This window comes from Roseateles puraquae, from assembly GCF_002205845.1.
GTDB classification, from domain to species: Bacteria; Pseudomonadota; Gammaproteobacteria; order Burkholderiales; family Burkholderiaceae_C; genus Pelomonas; species Pelomonas puraquae.
Genome location: NZ_NISI01000005.1, coordinates 411,210 through 429,809, shown reverse-complemented (window position 1 = coordinate 429,809; position 18,600 = coordinate 411,210). Strand labels below are relative to the sequence as shown.

Below are 18,600 nucleotides of genomic sequence, written 5' to 3'. Positions count from 1 at the left end.
GATGGGCTTTGTCGTTTCTGGGCTGGCCGCGGCCGGTGACAGGCCTCGCGGCGTTTGCGTCACCTTCCGCGCATACGCGCTGCGTGTGCCGGCGAAGACCACTCAGCGCGCGCAGTACCTCACTCGCCACGCTCGTTCTGCGGGTTGCGCTTGCGCAGCGCAGCGGCACTGGCCAGCAGGCCCAGCAGCCACAACGGTGATGCCGTACCGCCTCCGGCGCCTGTGCTCGGCGCAGGTGCAGGCGGCGGAGGCGCGGGGGGAGGCGGAGGAGGCGGAGTAGGCGGAGGAGGCGGAGGCGGAGTCAGGGGAATGGGAGTGCTGCCCTGCGCCTGGCCGCAACGGTTCAGGTTGGTGCTTTGCAAGCCCAGCGAGGCACGAACCGGCGCCGTGTAGCCCGTCGGGTTCAGTGCGTACTTCACCGCCTCGGCGGCGTCCAGCAGGCCTGCACCGCCGGTGGCGGCCTGCAGTGTGCAGCGGCTGTTGTTGGTCGACGCGCAGTAGCCCAGCGCGTAGGCCGTCACGTGCGGCCGTGCGCTGGCCTTGAGGCCGGCCTCGACCTGCGCGAGCGTGAGTCCCGGGTTCGCGGCCCACATCAGTGCAGCGGCACCCGCCACCTGGGGCGCCGCGAAGCTCGTGCCGCTGACCGCCCCATAGCCAGCGGTGGAGGGCGCCGTGCGACCGGTGTTGATGGTGGAGACCACGCCGCTGTCGGCCAGTTCGGTGTCGCAGGTGCGGCCATAGTCGGCATCGCCGCCTGGCGCGGCGAGCTGCACCTCGGGGCCGAAGTTGGCGTAGAACGCCTTGAAGCCCTGGCGGTTGGCCGCCGTCACGCCAAATACGCCACTGCAGTTGGCCGGGCGGCCCACGCTGCCGCGCAGATTCCCGGCTGCCGCCACGATCAGCACGCCCTTGGCGCGGAGTTCAGCAATCGCGTCCTGGTAGAGCTTCGCAGCCGCCGCCACATCGGGGTTGCTGTCGGTCGTACTGCAGGACGTGACCCCCGCAAACCCGATGACAAGGATCTTGGCCGGGTTGGCGTTGGTGGGCACGCCCGCCACAGGTAGGCCGGCCGACCAGCGCATGCCGTCAACCATGTCGGCCACCGAAGCACCGCATTTGCCCGACACCCGCACCGGCAGGATGCGCGCATTCCAGTTCATGCCGGCCACGCCGCCGGCGTTGTTGGTGACTGCACCCAACTGGCCGGCGACCAGCGTGCCATGCCAGCTGCTGGTCGCATTCACGAGGCAACCATCCCACAGCGCCAGGTTGCCATCGTGCTCGGCCTGACTCAGGGCGTCGCCCGGATCGGTGGCCCCGGCACTGCGGCCAGTGCCGCCGTTGTTGGCGTACTCGGGCTTGCTGACGAAGTTGTAGCCGGGCAGAAGGTTGGCATTGAGGTCACCGTGGGCCGTGATGCCGGAATCAAGCACTGCGACAACGGTCGCCGCTGAGCCGGTGGTGGTGTCCCAGGCTTTGGTGAAGCCGGCCGCACCGGCGTTGCTGGTGTCGTTCTGGTCGTCCAGCCACCACTGGCTGGCGGTGGGGTCACTGCTGCGGAACAACGGGTCGTTAGGGACTGCGGCCCGCTGTTCGTGCAGGTCGGGCATGGCGTGCGCGACGCGCGGGTCGGCCCGCAGCGCAGCCAGCCAGGCAGCCCTGGCGTCGGCGTCCAGCAATCGATCAGCCTGCAGGCGCCACCAGCCGGCACCCAGCGGCCGGCTGGCCTTCAACGCGAGGCCGGTCTCGGCCAGCACGCGGCCCAACACGGCTTGCTGCTGCGTGCTGCTGTGTCCAGCTTCGGCAAGCTTGACGATCAGCGTGCTGCCATGGCCGGCCGTGGCAGCGAGCACGGGCCTCGCGTGCCAGCTCACGCCCACGGCCGTGGCCGCCAGTGAAGCCACAGCAGCAGCGGCCATCAGCCGGTTGAGACGGGGCGCGCTGGAAACGGGCCGGGGCGGTCGGGGGATGGGTGGGGTCTTCACGGGCCGGGACCATAGGGACGCCGGGTGAACGAGGCATGACATGAGCCGATCGGCGCATGGATGACGTCTTATGGTCTTCATTCACGCCGCGGTCATTGCGCCTTCCTAATCTGCGCCGCCCTGACCCGTTCGGACCATGACAACCTGCGCACTTCCTCTCCGCCCACGCGGCTTCACCCTGCTGGAGCTGCTTGTCGTCATGGTCATCATCGGCCTGCTGGCCGGCTATGTGGGGCCCAAGTTCTTCGGGCAGATCGGCAAAAGCGAGGTCAAGGCCGCGCGCGCCCAGATTGATGCATTCACCAAGGCACTCGACCAGTACCGTCTGGACACCGGCCGCTACCCTAGCACCGAGCAGGGCCTGCAGGCCTTGATGACGCGCCCGGCTGATGAACCCAAATGGGCCGGCCCCTACCTCAGCAAGACCCTGCCCAAGGACCCCTGGGGCCACGATTACCAATACCGCTCGCCCGGCGAGCATGGCGAGTACGACCTGCTGAGCTGGGGCAAGGATGGCCGCCCAGGCGGCGACGGCGAAGACGCCGACATCACCAGTTGGTGAGGCCGACCATGCCGGAGTTCGACGTCCGCTACCTCGACGCCACACGCCGCCCGGCGCGTGCCCGCGTGCAGGCCGCGGACGCAGGCAGCGTCGCACGGGCGCTCGGGCTGCCCGCGGCGTCGCTGCTGGCCATCGAACCTGTCAAGACCGCACCTCTGGCCGCACGCGGTGGCCGCTTCCCGCGGCGCCAGTTCGCGCAGCAGTTGGCCGTGCTGCTGCGGGCCGGCATCCCGCTGCTGGAAGCCCTGCAGACCCTGCGCGCGCAGGACAACCCGCCGCCGGTCAACGCGGCGCTCGGCGGCATCATCGAGCGCGTCCAACTCGGCGAATCATTCTCGGCAGCGCTGCGATCGCAGCCCCAGGCCTTCGACGCGCTCTTCGTCGCAGTGGTGGAGGCCAGCGAGCGCAGCGGTCAGATCGAGCAGGCCCTTTTCGAGCAGGCGAGCTACCTGGCCTGGGTCGAGCAGCTGCGTGGCAAGCTCGTCGCTGCCGCCATCTACCCGGCCATGCTCATCGTGGCGGGCACAGCCGTGGTGCTGTTCCTGCTGGTCTTCGTGGTGCCGCGCTTCGCCGGGCTGCTGGAAGGCGTGGGCGGCGAGCTGCCCTTGGCCTCGCGTGCCCTGATCGCTGTGGGCGCCTTCAGCGGTGCACACCCCACCGCCCTGCTGCTGATCACCGCAGCCCTTGTCGCCGTGCCAGTGTGGGCATGGACGCAGGGCCTGCGCGAGGCGCTGCTGGCCCAGCTCTGGCGCCTGCCGCTGATCGGCCCTCGCCTGCACCTGCTGTCGCTGGCCCAGCTCTACCGTTGCCTGGCGATGCTGCTGCTGGCCGGCGTTCCCGTGGTGCCGGCGCTATCGAACGCACGCGGTGTCGCCGCGCCGCATCTGCGCGCAGCCCTGGACCGCGCCACCGAGGCCGTGCGTGTGGGCGAGCGGCTGTCCAGCAGCCTGCAGCGCGAGGGCCTCACCACGCCGGTGTCGCTGCGCATGCTGATCGTCGGCGAGCACAGCGGCGAGCTGGGTGCGATGCTGGCCCAGGCCGCGGGCTTCTACGACGAAGAGCTGTCGCGGCTGTCCGACCTGGTCACGCGGCTCGTCAACCCGGCGCTGATGCTGGTGATGGGGTTGGTCATCGGCACGGTGGTCGTGCTGATGTACCTGCCCATCTTCCAGCTGGTGGATCAGGTGCAATGAACGCACGGCTGCAACCCGCACCCGACGTGCTGGCCCGCCTGCCGGCCTCCGATGCCCCATGGGCGCTCACCTTCGAACCCTGGCCGCAGGCCGAGGCCCAGCGCTGGCGGGCCGTCATGGCACAGTCGGCGCGCGGCCGCCTGGCCTTGCTGGCCGACCGGCCGCTGGAGCCACTGTTGCGGCTGCGTGTGGAATCCCAACTGCACAAGCCGGTGCTGTGGTGGCCCTGTGAGCCGGCCGAGCTGGATGGGCTGCTGGAAGCCGGCGAGGCCGACTACCGGGCGCTGGGCAGCCTGGCCGAAACCTTCGGCGACAGGCCCGATGCCGAGGCGGCGCAGGAGCTGTCGGCCCTGCATCTGGCCCAGCAGGCCAGCCCGGTGGTGCGCCTCCTCGACGCCACGCTGTATGACGCGTTGCAGGACGGCGCGAGCGACATTCACTTCGAATGCCAGCCACGCGGCATGCGGATCCGCAGCCGCGTGGACGGCGTGATGCTGGACGTGCGCAGCATCGAGGGCATGCAGGCGGCCGAACAGCTGGTCTCGCGCCTGAAAGTCATGGCCGAGCTCGACATCGGCGAGCGACGGCTCCCGCAGGACGGGCGCTTCAAGCTGCGGGTGCAAGGGCGCGAGGTGGATTTTCGCCTGTCCATCATGCCGAGCGTATTCGGCGAGGATGCCGTGGTGCGCGTGCTGGACCGCGCGCAGGTGGAGTCGCAGGGCGCGCTGACGCTCGATGCCCTGGGCTTCGACACCGAGGCACGGGCGCAGATCCGCGCCCTGGCCCGCCAGCCGCACGGCATGCTGCTCGTCACCGGCCCGACCGGCTCGGGCAAGACCACCACGCTTTACGCCGCCATCAGCGAGGTGAACACAGGCCGCGACAAGATCATCACCATCGAAGACCCGGTGGAGTACCAGCTCCCGGGCGTGGTGCAGATCCCGGTCAACGAGAAGAAAGGCCTGACCTTCGCACGCGGGCTGCGCTCCGTGCTGCGGCATGACCCCGACCGCGTGATGGTGGGCGAAATCCGCGACGCCGAGACTGCGCAGATCGCGGTGCAGGCGGCGCTGACCGGTCACCTCGTCTTCAGCACGGTGCACGCCAACCATGCGCTCGACGTGGTCGGGCGCTTCATGCACATGGGGCTGGACCTGTACAACGTGGTGTCGGCGCTGAACGGCGTGCTGGCGCAGCGGCTGATGCGCATCAACTGCCCGCACTGCCTGGTCGCCATGCCTGCCACGCCAGCCCAGCTGCGCGCGCTCGGCCTGCCCGAGGACGTCGGCCTGCTGCACGGCCAGGGGTGCCCACAGTGCCGCGGCACCGGCTACCGCGGCCGCCGCGCCGTGAGCGAGCTGCTGTGGCTGGACGACGAGCTGCGCGACCTCATCGCGGGGCGCGCACCACTGTCGCGCATCAAGGAGGCTGCGCGCGCCCGCGGCATGCGCTCGCTGCGCGACGCCGCCCTCGGGCTGGTGCTGCGCGGCGAATCGACGCTGGAGGAACTCGAACGTGTCACGCTTGCGGACTGAGCGCCTCCTGCTCACGGCCGACGGCCTCATCGATGCCGCGGGCCGGGCCTGGCCTGACTTTGCAGCCTGGTGCACCGCGCACGCGGGTGCGCGCGCCGTGCTGTATGCCGGCCCGCGACAGATGCACACCTTGCGGGTGCCGGACGACCTGCCGCTGGACGACGATGAGGCCAGGCTGGGCTACGGGCGCCTGCAGTTCACGCACTACTTCGGCCCAGCGGCGCAGGCCTGGCCCTTGGCGGCCTGGCCCGCGGGGGTGTGCGCCCTCGTGCACGGTGACCTGCCCGGGCTGCAAGCCGCGGCCGCCCGCCACCGGGTCAAGCTCGCCGGCCTGCGGCCGAGCTGGACCCTCGCGCCGGTGCGCGATGGCCACGTGGCGGTGCGCGACGGTGACCTGATCACCTGGCTGCTTCACGAGAACGGCCGCCTGGCGGATCTGCAACAGCGCCACGCAGACGACGAGGACACGGCTGGCGGCGCGGAGGTGCTCGACGCGGCTGCGCTGCTGCCCACTGGCGGCGGGCAACCGGGGCCGGACTTCATCGCGCCGCCCGCCCGTGGCCGCGCCCTCGCCTGGGCCTGGGCCGCCGCCGCGAGCGCGGCTTGCGCCCTGGTCGCCGTACAGGCGCTGGACCAACGCCAGGAAGCGCAGCGCCTCGCCGACCAGGCCGGCGTGCTGGCCCGCATGGCCGCCCCGCGCCCTGGCGCCACCGCGCCCGCCGCGCAGCGTGCCAAGGTCTGGGCTGCCGCGCGCCAGCTCGACCTCGACTGGGCCGGCCGCTGGACCGAACTGGAACAGGCCTGGCCGCCCGACGTGCAACTCGCGGCCCTGGACATGGATGGCAGCAGCCTGCGCCTCGAAGGTCAGACACAGGCGGCCGACGCCGTCACCCAGCTGGTCGACCGGCTGGCGCTGCGCGCGGCCGCCGGCGAGGAAGTCGTGCTTACCCGCCTGCAACGCCCCGAAGCGGCCGCGGGCGCTGACCTGCTTCGCTTCGAGCTGATCTGGCGCAAGGCAGGAGGGCTGCGGTGAACAAGGCGCTCCGACGTTGGCTGCCCGCAGCAAGACGGCTGGGCTGGCCGGCCGCCCTCGCCACCGTGCTGACGTTGGCTGCTGTGGCGGGCGCGCTGTGGCTGCCGCTAGGACAGGCCCGCCTGGATGCGCGCCGCCAGTCTCTGGGGGCACAGCGGCTCGCGGTGCAGCAGTCGGCCAGCCCCGCCCAGGTGGACGCCGGCAGCTTCATTCGCAGCCTGCCGGCCGATGGTGAACGCCAGGCGCGCACCGCTGCACTGCTCGCCTTGGCGACTGAGCAGGGTCTCCCCTGGCCGCGCAGTGAGTTCCGCTACCAGGCCGATGCCGAGTCGGGCCTGGCCCAGTACCGCGTGGCCATGAGTCTGAGCGGACGCTACGCTGCGCTGAGAGCCTATGTGGCCGAAGCCTTGCAGCGCGACCCGGCGCTGGCCCTGGAGGCGGTGCGCCTGCGCCGCGACGCCAGCGGCGAGCTCAAGGCTGACCTGACCTGGGTGCTTCACATGCAGGCCGCGCGATGAAGATCGCTGACTTGGCGTTACGCCCCTCGCGTCGGCAGCTGATCCTGTTCGGCGCCCTGGGTCTGAGCCTGGCCGCCACCGCCTGGGTGGCCAGCCGCGAGGACGAGGCGCCTGTCCTCCCCGCACCGCGGCGAAGCGCAGCGGCCGGACGGCCCACGGCAGCCGCCACGGACTGGCCTGCACCGCTGTCTGCCGCGCGGCGCGCCTGGCCAGCGCTGCCGCCACAGGCCCGCGCGGCCTGGGGTGACAAGCCGTCGGCCGCACCCACCGTGGTCACCACCGAGACCGGCGCCAGCACGAGCGCCGAGGCGGAGGCGCCGCCGCCACCGGCCTTCCCCTACCAACTGGTCGGCCGCATGACCGACACCCGTGCGCGCGTGGTACTCCACGGGCCACAGCGCAGCCTGGTGCTCGGTGTCGGCGAAGTCGTCGATGGCCAGTGGCGCATCGAGGCCATCGAACCCGCCGGCTTGCGGGTGCAGCCCCTGCCTGACGGCCCTTCGCAGTTCATTGCCTTCTCGCCCTCATGAAACTCGCCCTGCCGCTGATCTGCACCGCCCTGCTGCTGGCCGGATGCGTCCACCCTGCCCTGCGCGACGCCGACGCACTGGCGCGCCGCGGTGACCACGAGGCGGCGCTGCGCCTGCTCGACGAGGCCACGCGCCAGGCCCCGGGGGACCTGGCCCTGCGCAGCGAACTCGCCCGGCAACGCGAACGCACGCTGCTGACACTGGCCAGCCAGGCAGAGACCGCCCGTGCGCTGGGCCAGATTGACGCTTTGGCACCGCTGCTGCAGCGCATGCAGGCCGTCGATGCCGACGCGCCTCGCACCCGCGGCCTGGCGCTGGCCCTGAGCCGCGCGCGGGCGCACGAGAGCAAGCTGCGCGAGGCCCAGGCGCAGCTCCAGGCCGGCCAGCTCGATGCCGCGCGTGCCGGGATGCAACAGGTGCTGGCGGAGGACCCTGGCCAGCCGCAGGCCCTTGCGCTGCAGCAGCAGCTGCGCCAGCGCTACAGCCCGCCACCGGTGCCCTCGGCGCTGGCAGCGGCCTACCAGAAGCCGGTGAGCCTGGAGTTCCGGGATGCGCCACTGCGCACGGTGTTCGAGGCCATGGGCCGCGGTGCCGGCGTGAACTTCGTGTTCGACAAGGAGGTGCGTGGCGACGCCAAGGTCACCCTGTACCTGAAGGACGTGACCCTTGATGAAGCGATGCGGGTCATCCTGGCGACGCAGCAGCTGGAGCGCAAGTTGCTGAACGACCGCTCGGTGCTCATCTACCCGGCCACGGCAGCCAAGCAGCGCGAGCACCAGGAGCTGGTCACGCGCAGCTTCTACCTCAACAACGCCGATGTGAAGCAGGCCCAAGCGCTGGTGCGCATGATGGCCAAGACCCGCGACGTGTTCATCGATGAACGACTCAACCTGCTGGTGGCGCGCGATACCCCGGAGGTCATCGCGATGGTGGAGCAGCTGATCGCCGGCCTGGACCTGCCCGAGCCCGAGGTGATGCTGGATGTGGAGGTGCTGGAGGTCAGCACCGACCGCACCGCCGAACTCGGCCTGCAGCCCGCCAGCGACGCGCAATACGCCCAGCCTGGCGCGCCCGCGCTGGTGCCGTGGAGCAGCCGCGGCAGCTTCACTACGCTGGTCACCAACCCCATCGTCACCGCCCGGCTCAAGGGCAGCGCCGGCGCCTCCAACACGCTGGCCAGCCCCAAGCTGCGGGCGCGAAACCGGGAGAAGGCCCGGGTACAGATCGGCGACAAGGTGCCGGTCTTCACCAGCACCTCCACGGCCAACGTGGGCGTGTCCACCGCCGTGACCTACCTGGACGTGGGCATCAAGCTGGAGGTCGAACCCACCGTGCAGCTGGACAACGAGGTGGTCATGAAGGTCAACCTCGAGGTCTCGACGCTTGGCACCAAGGAAAGCTCCGGTGGCCCGCAGCCGGCCACGGCCTACCGCATCGGATCGCGCAACGCCAGCACCTCCCTGCGCCTGCGGGATGGCGAGACGCAGGTGCTGGCCGGCCTCATCAAGGCGGAAGACGGCAAGGGCATCAGCGGCGTGCCCTATCTGTCTGAAGCGCCCTTGCTCGGCCGTCTGTTCGGCGTGCACACCGACAACCGCAGCAAGACCGAGATCGTGCTGCTGATCACACCGCACGTGCTGCGCAATCTGAGCCTGCCAGACGCCAGCCGCAGCATCCTCGCCTCGGGTGTGGACGCCAACCCCGGCGCGGAAGGTGCCCGGCTGCGGCCCGCGGCGCAGGTAGCGGTGCCGATGGCGGGGGGTGGCTTGGCGACGCCAGGCAGCTCGGCGCCCCGGCCGGCGGCGTCCCTCAACGACGCGCTGCGGCTGTCAGCCACCGGTGAGGTCGTCGTGGGCGACATCGTCTCGGTCACGATCATCAACCCGACGCCCTATGCCGCCGAGGGCGAACTGACCTACGACCCGTCACTCTTCGCAGCGGCCCAGGCCGGCACGAGCAGCGCAGGCCGGCTGAGCTTCAAGCTGGGACCGCGGGGCGGGCAGCAGGTGTTCGCCCTGCGCGCCCTGCCGGCGGCCGGCGGACGGACGGCAGAGATCATCCTCGCCAGCGCCGTGGGTCGCGACGAACAGGGCAGCAGCATGCCGCTGCGCATCGAAGGCCAGGCCCGTGTGCTCATCGAGAAATAGCCGCCTGCGCGGCTTCACGTTGGTCGAGATGCTGACGGTCGTGGTGATCGTTGGCGTGCTGGCGTCTGCAGCGCAACCGCTGCTGCTGTGGACCCACAAGCGCGAGAAGGAGTACGAGCTGCGGCTGGCCCTTCGCACCCTGCGCACCGCACTGGATGACTATCACCAGGCGGTCAAGCAAGGCCGCATCGCGGTGCAGGCGGGCGACAACGGCTACCCACGCGAGCTGCGGCAGCTGGTGGATGGTGTGCCGCTGGCGGGCCAGCCCGACACCGGCAAGCGGGTGTACTTCCTGCGCCGCCTGCCGCGAGATCCGCTTGCCGACCCGCAACTGCCGCCCGAGCTCACCTGGGGTCTGCGCAGCTACGACAGCCCGCCGCAGGACCCGCGCCCGGGCAAGGACGTGTTCGACGTCTACTCGCGCTCGGAGGCGCGCGCCATCGACGGCTCACGCTACCGCGACTGGTGATGCCATGAAGTACGTGCGCGGCTTCACCCTGATCGAACTCATCGTGGTCATGGCCATCGTGGCGCTGCTGGCGGGCATCGCGGCGCCCCGCTACTTTCACAGCTTGGAGCGGGCCCGCGAGAACAGCCTGCGCAGCTCGCTGCGGGTGATGCGTGACGCCATCGACCATTTCGCGGCTGACCGGGGGCGCTACCCCGACAGCCTCGACGAACTGGTCCGGACCCGCTATCTGCGATCGCTGCCGGAGGACCCGCTGACCGGCGAGCGCAGCAGCTGGGTGGTGCTGACGCCCCCCGCCGATGCCGATCTCGGCGGCCAGGTCTTCGATGTGCGCAGCGGCAGCGCCGAACGCGCGCCAGACGGCAGCCTGTATGCCGACTGGTGACTGGCGCCTGCGGTCGCGGTCGCGCCAGACCTGCCCACGGTGGCAGCACCGCGGCTTCACCTACTTGCTGTTGCTGTTCGCCCTGGCACTTGGCGGCGTCGGGCTGGCAGCCCTGGGGGAGCAGGCCCGCCATCGCGCTCTGCGGGAGCAGGAGGCCGAACTGGCCTTTCGTGGAGCGGAGATTGCCCGCGCGATGGCGAGCTATGTCGAGGCAAGCCCAGCCGGTAGCCGAACCTTGCCGCGAACGGTCGACGACCTGCTCGAAGACCGGCGGTCGGGCCGCATCGTGCGACATCTGCGGCAGCTGCGCGACGACCCATTGGGCGCTGGCTGGGTCTGGCTGGCACCGAACGAGGGAGGGTGCTCTCGTTCGCGCTCCCCGGGCGCTCGGGGGTCGGGCCTGGCAGGTGTTCGCAGCGCCAGCCAACGCCCCCTGATCAAGCGTCAGGGCGACGAGCCGCTGGCGGCGTGCGACCTCGTCTTCCGCCACGAGACGTTCCGGCCTCGGCCGGCCCCAGCCGCCAGCGCGCCCCCGGTTTCGCCCTAGTCCGAACGGCACATGCCGTTGCGGAACCTTCAACGCAGGGTCACGGGGGCGGCCTAGCCTCGCGAGCTTCGCATACACGCTATCGCACAAGAACGCCAAGTGCTCCCTTCCAGGACGTAAAGCTTTGTCTCCCTTCATGACCCGACTTCCTTCTGATCCGGCACAGACGACGCTCGTGTTGACTGACAGCCAGGTCGAAGCCATCGTCAGCTCGGCGGAGGCAGGGCTGGATGTGCGGCGGCGCTATCAGTTCTTCGTCTGGATCCAGGGCAGCCTGCAGGTGCTGCTGCCGCACCAGCTGACCGTCTGCGGCGCTTATGCGCGCACCCGGCATGAACTGCAGTTCGAGACGTTCAACTCCGTACCCGTGGACGCCGAGTTGCTGTCCGGCTTCACCGACAGCCGCAGCCCGCTGCTGACGCAGCTCCAGGAGATGTGGCTGCGCGCCCGATGCAAGCCAGTGACGCTGAACTTCGAGATCCCGCCGCAGGGCAACGAGTCAGCACTGCAGGAACTGCTGCGATCGGCCGGCTTCAAGGAGCTGCTGGCCCATGGCGTGTCTCGGCCTCAGCGCCCCAACGAGATCGAAACCTTCTTCGTGCTGGCCAGCCAGACGGCGCCCTTCACGCCCCGGCAGCGCCTGTGCCTGGAGCTGCTGCTGCCGCACATGCACAGCACCTGGCAGCGTGTCCAGGTGGTCGAGCGCGAGTTGCGCGAGCTGCCGCCGCCCCAGATGGCCCGACCGGCCTCAGCCTCTCAGATCACCGAGCGCGAGCGCCAGATCCTCAGCTGGCTGCGCGAGGGCTGCAGCAACCCGCAGATCGGCGAGACCCTGGGCATCAGCGCGCTGACGGTGAAGAACCACGTGCAGAAGATCCTGCGCAAGCTGGGCGCAGCCAATCGCGCCCAGGCGGTAGCGATCGCGATCAGCCTGAACCTGTTGAGCAGCTCGGCCCGCCCAGGCGAGCTCACGCCAACGCGGCGCTGACCATCCCACGGTTGAAGTGCCGCGGGACGCCTGGATTCACGCCCGCCACCCCGCACCGTAGTCCGATCGGGCTCTGCCGGACACCGTGACATCTGCACGCATGTCACCGCCGCGCGCCACAGTGGCACTTGTCGCAGGACGACACATCGTTCTTTGAAACCGGGCCAGCCCCAGGCACCCAGACAGACCGCCGGACGCCACAAGCGCTGAGCTGTCTGCTCCAGGTGCCCCAGTCAGCAAACGCGGCGCGGTAAGCACACCGGCGCCAACCAAGACAGACAGACCCCCCAATCAGGAGAGACTGCAATGAAGTTCATCAAGACCCTCGCCGCTGCTGCGGTTCTGGCCGCCGTCAGCCTGCCGTCGCAGGCTTACGTCACCCAAGCCAACAACGGCTCCACCGAACTGTTCCTCGTCATCGGTGACGAGAACGGTTCCTTCCTGCTGGACACCGGCGTCACCGTCGCCAGCGTGCTGAATTCGCCCGCCTCCTTCACGCGCGCCGTGGCCAGCGCTGCCTGGACGGCCTACACCGCCGCCGACACCAATCTGTTCGACGGCGCCTCCAACCGCACCACCGGCACCCGCTGGGCGCTCTTCGCCTACGACGGCGCCACCCTGGCCGACTACTCGGCCCAGAACGTCATCACGACCGCCGGCAAGGGCCTGACCGCCGCCAGCTTCGCCTTCGACGCTGGCACGATGGTGCAGTCCAACAGCGCCATGGGCAGCGTGGCCCAGCAAGCCAACGGCACCGGCACCCACCCGACGCAAGCCAACGGCACCAGCTACAACCTGAAGGGCACCACGTCCTACTTCGGCACCAACTTCTTCAAGTTCTTCGCCGGCAACACCTTCATCGGCAACACCGTGGGCGACACCTCCAGCCTCTACCTGTTGAAGGGCGACGCCGATCTGTCCGACGACCCGCTCGCGCCCATCATCGCCACCAAGCTGGGCCTGACAGCCAACTTCGACGGCACGACGCTGACCGTCTCGGCCGTGCCGGAGCCCGAGTCCATCGCCCTGATGGCCGCGGGCCTGGCCGCCATCGGCTTCGTCGTCCGCCGCCGCCGCGCCGACTAAGCCCCACCGGGGCGGCCCGCACCGCCCCCAATCGACGCCTTGCCTTCGCACCGCTGCTGCGGTGCGAGGGATTCAATCGCCCCTGCACAGGACTCATCATCATGAAACTGCGTCTTCTTGCTCTCGCCACCAGCCTCGCCTTCGCCTCGGGCGCCCACGCCCTGACCCCGGCCGAGATCGAATCAGCCCGCACTGCCGGCAGCCTCAAGGAGATCTACTTCTCCGGCGCCTCGGCCCTGCGCCTGTCCTTCGCCGCCTACATGGCTGAGGTCTGCGACACCGCCACGCTGCACGTGTTCTTCGACAGTGCCGCCGGCTCGGCGCACCGCGCCTACGGCTGCACCCTGGCCAAGGCGGTCGGCAACTACGGCATCGGCACCCAGGTCGTTGTCTACAAGCGCGACGCCGGCGGTTCCGGCCAGGGTGTGAACCCGGTCGCCACGGCAACGGCCATCGACCACATGAACATCACGAGCGCGGGCTGCTCGGCCGTGGCCAGCAATCCCAACTTCACCGATATCCAGTCCCCCAACTACCTCTGCGGCGGCACGGTCAAGAAGGTCTCCGACGCCGGCATCTCCGACGTCGAGCCGGACATGCTCAACCAAGCCCCCAACCTGCCGGACGGCGCATCGCCCGCCGACCTGTCCTCGCTGTCCGTGAAGCCCTTCGTCCAGGGCATCTTCGGTGTCGCGGTCAACAAGCAGGCTTACCTCGCCCTGCAGAAGACCCAGGGTCTGGACAACGCTGGCGCGATCGACGAATCTGACGCAAAGCGCCCGAGCCTTCCCACCACCTTCGTTCGCGCCATGCTGACCGGCGGCCTGTCCGCGACGACCACCACCAAGCGCGGCTGGGGCCAGGTCATCAGCGAGGCGGTCGATGCAAGTGTCAACACCAAGCAGTTCAACGTCTGCCGCCGCGCTCCGGGCTCGGGCACCCAAGCCGCGTCGAACATCTACTTCGCGCAAAACCCCTGCGCCGGTGACAGCAAGATCGAACCGCTGCGCACGCAGGGCACCATCGCCGCCAGCGGCTCCGGCCCGTACGCCGTCGTCGAAGGCGCCGGCACCGGCAACGTCGAGACCTGCCTGGGCACGACGGTCAACGGCATCTCGGGTGCGTACGGCATCGCCGTCCTCGGCCGCGAGAACAACCCGCTGGCCAACGGTGGCGACAAGGGCTATCGCTATGTGAAGCTGGACGGTGCTGAGCCGGTCCGCTGGAACGCCACGACTCAGAAGGGCGCGACGACGGGCGACTACGACTTCGTATTCGAGTCCACGATCCAGTACAACACCAACTACCTGACAGATGCCGACAAGGTGGCCTTCGTGACCGCCATCGGTACCAACGTGCCGAAGCCGGCTGCGCTGGCGGCTGCCGATGCCGACACGCAGCAAGGCGTCATGTCGCCGTCGGGCGCCTGGGCCAGCCTGGGCCAATACCCGGCGCTGACTGCCGCTGCCAAGCCCTTCGCTTCGCGAGTGGCACGCACCGCCGCCCAGAGCTGCACCGTCCTGAAGCTGGTGCGCTGATCGACCACGCGCGGCCCCCGCATCACGGGGCTTCGCATCAAGGGCTGGCCCGACAGGGTCAGCCCTTTTCTTCTGGTCGTTTCCGCTCATCCATCCATTCGGCAGCGACTGCCCTGGGATCCATGCGCCGAACGGATCACACCCGGCTTCGTCGGCCCTTCACCCGAAATCAGCACACTCCCGCCATTGCTTCGCCAACCTCACACCCACGCCCATGAGCCCGCTCCACACCCGCCTGCGCAACATCGGACTGGCCGGCCTGTTCGTCACCCTGCAGGCCACGGCCCATGCGGCCATCCTCGGCGCTGCCTTGAACAGTGACGGCACCAACCAGTCGCCGGAGCTCTTCCTGGTCCTCTTTGACCAGACCACCTCCAAAACCAGCTACACCCTCAATCTGGGTATCGATGCGGCGAACTTCTGGGTACAGGGTCAGCAGGACACTGGCGCCAGCCTGTTCCGGACCCTCGACCCGGCCACCGACAGCGCGTTCAACACCTTCATCAGCGGCGCCAATCTGAGCAACGTGCGTTGGCTGATCACAGGTGGCACCTTCGACGGCCGTGCAGAAGCCGACCGCGTCATCTACACGACACAGACCAACAACAACAGCCTGGCCGACCAGCGGGCCTTTTACGACCGCAGTCACAACGTGACCTCAAGTGACATGACCACGGCCCTCAGCTCCATGGGGACCTACGTCAAGACCCTCAATGGCGCACGCCCCGGCATCGACATCGTGCAGTCGACCATCGGCACCACCAGCCGTGGCGGCAGCGCCTTTGCCAGCAAGCCTGCCGGCAATACGGTCACCTACACAGACGCCACGACGGGCTTCAAGGGCCTCGCCACCGGCTCCGACGGCAGTTGCATCTACCAGGCCTTCTTCTGCGCGGGCAATCCGCTGGGCGTGTCCTCGTGGTTCTACAAGGTGATGCCGTCGCTGCTGGACGGCGAGGTCGATCAGGCTGCGCTCGTCGTGATCGACGAGTTCGACAACGTCACCGCCGACGGTTACTGGGGTCTCATCAAGGACCCGAACTCGTCCAAGTACGTGCTGAGCTATACCCTTGCTGGCGCGAATCCCAAGACGCTCGTCAGCACGGATGACGGCCGCACCCGGTTGTCTTTCGTCGACTACAGCGCCCAGAGCGGCATCGCCCGCCTGATCGGCGTCGCGGCTGATGACGTGGCCCTGCAAGCCTCGGTGAGCGCCGTCCCCGAACCTGGCCAATGGGGCCTGATGCTCGGCGGCTTCAGCCTGCTGGCGGCACTGCGCCGCCGCACGGTCACGCGCGGTTCCCTCTGACATGGCACTGACTACCACCATGCTTCACTCCATCCGCCACCGCACCAGGACCTGGCTGGTTGCCGCCACCTTGGCAACCTTTGCGCTGCAGGCCCACGCACTCATCCGCTCCGACAACGCTCCCGACCTGGTGTTCGTGCTCTGGGATCCCGTGGCCCAGGTGTCCTACACCCGCGACCTCGGCCTGAATGCCAATGACTTCTGGGCCTACGCCCAACAGGACAAGGGCTACAGCTATGACTACAAACTCGACCCGACCGACGCCGCCCTCGTGGCGTTTCGCGCTGCGTCCACCACACTCGCCAATCAGCGCTGGGCCGTGTTCGCATTCGATTCGGGCCCCACGTTGAACCCAGGCGACGCCAAGGCCTACACCACGCTCACCCAAGGCCCTGACGACGGCAGTACCAATCCGAACTGGCTCGACATGACGAAGTCGCTCACGGGCGACATCCTGTTCGCAGCGCAGGAGATGCCCAACCGGCTCTACTTCGGCCTGAACTTCGCTGGCGTCGATCCGACCCAATACGTTCGCACTTCGGGTGACAACGCGACCAGTTTCGACAAGGTTGGCTCTGCGGGCTATTTCGCTGGCAACACAGGTTTCTCAGCGAAGGGCGGCGGCGGCAAGGGGAGTTTTCTCGCGGGCTCGTACAACGTGGCCAACGAGGTCAACAAGTCCTCTTGGTTCTACTACTTGACCAATGCCGCAGGCTCTTCAACGGTGGTCGTCGACGAGTTCGACAACCTCAGCAGCAACGGCTACTGGGGTCTGGCCTACGGCAGCGACAACCGTTACCGGCTGACATTCACGCAAGCTGCCGCGACGAGTGGCGCCAACAGTGCCAGCACCGACATCGGCGTGGTGCGTGCCTCGTCGATCGACTACATCGCGCAGACCGGCCCTGCCCGCCTGCTCGAACTCGATGCAACGGTGGTCACCAGCGTGCCGGAGCCCGGCACCTGGGCGCTCTTCGGCACCGGCCTGCTGACCCTGCTTACGCGCAAGCGTCGTCGCTGAGCCGTACGGCCCGGCGTGATCCGTTCGGCTCACGCCACTTCATTGCCGGTTCACTGCGGACCGGAACACTGAACCCCTATTTGCCAGAGAGCCGACCCGCATGGCTGCGGGTCGGGCGCCGCCGTGTTCTACCGAGGTTTGTTCGCACTGTCGATGGCGCTCGCGCCCATGCTGTCCGGAGCGCAGGCCGCCCCGGAGGCCGCGCCGCGCTTTGACATCCTTGAGTTCGAAGTCGAGGGCAACACGGTGCTGCCGGCCGTCGTCATCGAACGGGCCGTCGTGCCCTTCATGGGCCCGCAACGGAACCTTGACGACGCGGAGGCCGCACGCGCCGCGCTCGAGAAGGCCTACCAGTCCGCCGGCTACCTCACGGTCTTCGTCGACCTGCCCGAGCAGCTCATCACCGGCGGAGTGCTGCGCCTGAAGGTGCTCGAAGGCCGGGTCGAGACACTGTATGTGACCGGATCGCGCTATTTCGACCAAGGCCAGATCAGGCAGCGGGTGCCCGAGCTGGCACCGGGCAAGGTGCCTGACTTCAATGAGGTTCAGCGCCAACTCGGTAGCGTCAACGGCAGCGAAGACCGCCGCGTGCAGCCCATCCTGCGCCCCGGCCGCCAGCCCGGCACGGTGGAAGCCGAGCTGCAGGTCAAGGACCGACTGCCGCTCGCCGGATCCATTGAGGCGAGCAACGCCAACAACGCCAACACGACCGCCGAACGCGTGAGCGCCAACCTGCGCTACGACAACCTCTGGCAGCGCGGCCACAGCCTCGCCTTGACGCTGACCACCGCGCCCAGCCAGCCCTCCGACACCACGGTGGCGGTGCTGACCTACGGCATGCCGCTGGACGGTGGTGACACCCTGAGCCTTTACGCCGTGCATTCCAACAGCAATGTGGACGTGCTTGGCGGCACGCGCGTGCTGGGCAAGGGCGACACCGTCGGTGTGCGCTACGTCATCAACCTCGGCGCCTCTGAGCGCGGCTACCAGAGCCTCTCCCTCGGCGCTGACTACCGCGATGTGCAGGAGCAGATCCGCTTCGGTGACCTGTCCCTCACCAAGCCCGTGCGCTACCTGCCGCTACAGGCCACCTACACCGGCGGCCTGATCGAGACTGCCCGCCAACTGCAGCTCAGCCTCACGCTCTCCGCTGGCCTGCGCCCACTGCTGGCACGCCGCATCGACGGCTGCGAACTGGAAGACGGCAGCATCGGCAACGACGATCAATTCCGCTGCAAGCGCAAGGGTGCTGATGGCGGCTTCGCGACGCTGCGCTGGGACCTGCGCCACACCGAGGTCTTCAGCAACTTCAGCATCGCCGGGCGGCTGGCTGGCCAGCTCGCCTCGCAGCAACTCACCAGCGCCGAGCAGTTCTCGCTGGGCGGGGTCGACACCGTGCGTGGCTACTACGAGGGCGCCGCCGCAGGCGACCACGGCCTGCTAGCCTCGATCGAGCTGCGCAGCGCCAATCTTGCCGGCTGGCTGCAACGCCACCACCCCGGCCCCGCCTTCGAGGATCTGGGCGAACTGAGCCTGCTGGCCTTCATGGACGCCGGGCGGCTGCAGACCATCAACCCCGACCCCGGCCAGAACCGCCGCCAGCCTCTGCTCGGCGCCGGGCTCGGCGTGCGCTTCGCCAGCCGCAGCGGCGTGAACCTGGATTTCCAGGTGGCCGATGCGCACAAGGCCGTGGTCGGCGCCCCCCGCCTGAGTCGTCGCGTGCATGCACGCATGGCCGTGAAGTTCTGATGCCA

17 protein-coding genes are annotated in these 18,600 nt (G+C 69.1%); 16 read left to right on the top strand and 1 reads right to left on the bottom strand.

The window, feature by feature from the left end; all coding sequences use genetic code 11:
- Positions 1–119: 119 nt before the first annotated feature.
- Positions 120–1,919 (bottom strand): S8 family serine peptidase, encoded by a 1,800-nt coding sequence (locus CDO81_RS14400; protein WP_158218289.1) that lies wholly within the window; start codon positions 1,917–1,919, stop codon positions 120–122.
- Between the two features lie 202 nt (positions 1,920–2,121).
- Here CDO81_RS14400 and gspG point away from each other — a divergent pair, with 202 nt between their 5' ends.
- The 16 genes from gspG (at position 2,122) to CDO81_RS14320 (ending at position 18,595) form a co-directional block, all read left to right on the top strand.
- Positions 2,122–2,547, top strand: coding sequence for a type II secretion system major pseudopilin GspG (gene gspG, locus CDO81_RS14395; RefSeq protein ID WP_088483911.1), 426 nt, complete (start codon positions 2,122–2,124; stop codon positions 2,545–2,547).
- 8 nt (positions 2,548–2,555) lie between these two features.
- Entirely contained in the window at positions 2,556–3,740 is a 1,185-nt protein-coding gene (locus CDO81_RS14390) for a type II secretion system F family protein (RefSeq protein WP_088483910.1), read from the top strand.
- The gene (locus CDO81_RS14385) at positions 3,737–5,275 is read left to right on the top strand and encodes a GspE/PulE family protein (RefSeq protein WP_088483909.1); all 1,539 of its coding nucleotides are present in this window, start codon (positions 3,737–3,739) and stop codon (positions 5,273–5,275) included. The genes CDO81_RS14390 and CDO81_RS14385 overlap by 4 nt, the downstream gene beginning before the upstream one ends.
- On the top strand, positions 5,256–6,308 hold the full coding sequence (locus tag CDO81_RS14380) for a PilN domain-containing protein (protein WP_144397254.1): 1,053 nt from the start codon (positions 5,256–5,258) through the stop codon (positions 6,306–6,308). The genes CDO81_RS14385 and CDO81_RS14380 overlap by 20 nt, the downstream gene beginning before the upstream one ends.
- Positions 6,305–6,826, top strand: coding sequence for a hypothetical protein (locus CDO81_RS14375; RefSeq protein WP_088483907.1), 522 nt, complete (start codon positions 6,305–6,307; stop codon positions 6,824–6,826). Before CDO81_RS14380 ends, CDO81_RS14375 begins: the two co-directional genes overlap by 4 nt.
- On the top strand, positions 6,823–7,356 hold the full coding sequence (locus tag CDO81_RS14370; protein WP_088483906.1) for a hypothetical protein: 534 nt from the start codon (positions 6,823–6,825) through the stop codon (positions 7,354–7,356). The genes CDO81_RS14375 and CDO81_RS14370 overlap by 4 nt, the downstream gene beginning before the upstream one ends.
- The gene (locus CDO81_RS14365) at positions 7,353–9,503 is read left to right on the top strand and encodes a secretin N-terminal domain-containing protein (RefSeq protein ID WP_088483905.1); all 2,151 of its coding nucleotides are present in this window, start codon (positions 7,353–7,355) and stop codon (positions 9,501–9,503) included. Before CDO81_RS14370 ends, CDO81_RS14365 begins: the two co-directional genes overlap by 4 nt.
- A complete protein-coding gene (locus CDO81_RS14360) occupies positions 9,484–9,972 on the top strand; it encodes a type II secretion system protein (RefSeq protein WP_277596149.1) in 489 nt (162 codons plus the stop codon). The genes CDO81_RS14365 and CDO81_RS14360 overlap by 20 nt, the downstream gene beginning before the upstream one ends.
- 4 nt (positions 9,973–9,976) lie before the next feature.
- Positions 9,977–10,357 carry a type II secretion system protein gene (locus tag CDO81_RS14355; protein WP_088483903.1) on the top strand — a complete coding sequence of 127 codons (381 nt, stop codon included), beginning with the start codon at positions 9,977–9,979 and terminating at the stop codon, positions 10,355–10,357.
- Positions 10,358–10,421: 64 nt separating this feature from the next.
- Positions 10,422–10,904 (top strand): hypothetical protein, encoded by a 483-nt coding sequence (locus CDO81_RS14350; protein WP_144397253.1) that lies wholly within the window; start codon positions 10,422–10,424, stop codon positions 10,902–10,904.
- Positions 10,905–11,040: 136 nt separating this feature from the next.
- Positions 11,041–11,892: an XrtB/PEP-CTERM-associated transcriptional regulator EpsA gene (gene epsA, locus CDO81_RS14345; protein ID WP_088483901.1), complete on the top strand. Its 852-nt coding sequence runs from the start codon at positions 11,041–11,043 to the stop codon at positions 11,890–11,892.
- A gap of 306 nt (positions 11,893–12,198) precedes the next feature.
- On the top strand, positions 12,199–12,978 hold the full coding sequence (locus CDO81_RS29145) for a PEP-CTERM sorting domain-containing protein (RefSeq protein ID WP_088483900.1): 780 nt from the start codon (positions 12,199–12,201) through the stop codon (positions 12,976–12,978).
- Between the two features lie 101 nt (positions 12,979–13,079).
- A complete protein-coding gene (locus tag CDO81_RS28105; RefSeq protein ID WP_088483899.1) occupies positions 13,080–14,516 on the top strand; it encodes a hypothetical protein in 1,437 nt (478 codons plus the stop codon).
- 214 nt (positions 14,517–14,730) lie between these two features.
- Entirely contained in the window at positions 14,731–15,825 is a 1,095-nt protein-coding gene (locus CDO81_RS14330) for a PEP-CTERM sorting domain-containing protein (RefSeq protein WP_088483898.1), read from the top strand.
- Between the two features lies 1 nt (position 15,826).
- Entirely contained in the window at positions 15,827–16,846 is a 1,020-nt protein-coding gene (locus CDO81_RS14325) for a PEP-CTERM sorting domain-containing protein (RefSeq protein WP_088483897.1), read from the top strand.
- 153 nt (positions 16,847–16,999) lie between these two features.
- Entirely contained in the window at positions 17,000–18,595 is a 1,596-nt protein-coding gene (locus tag CDO81_RS14320; protein WP_158218288.1) for a ShlB/FhaC/HecB family hemolysin secretion/activation protein, read from the top strand.
- Positions 18,596–18,600 lie beyond the last annotated feature (5 nt).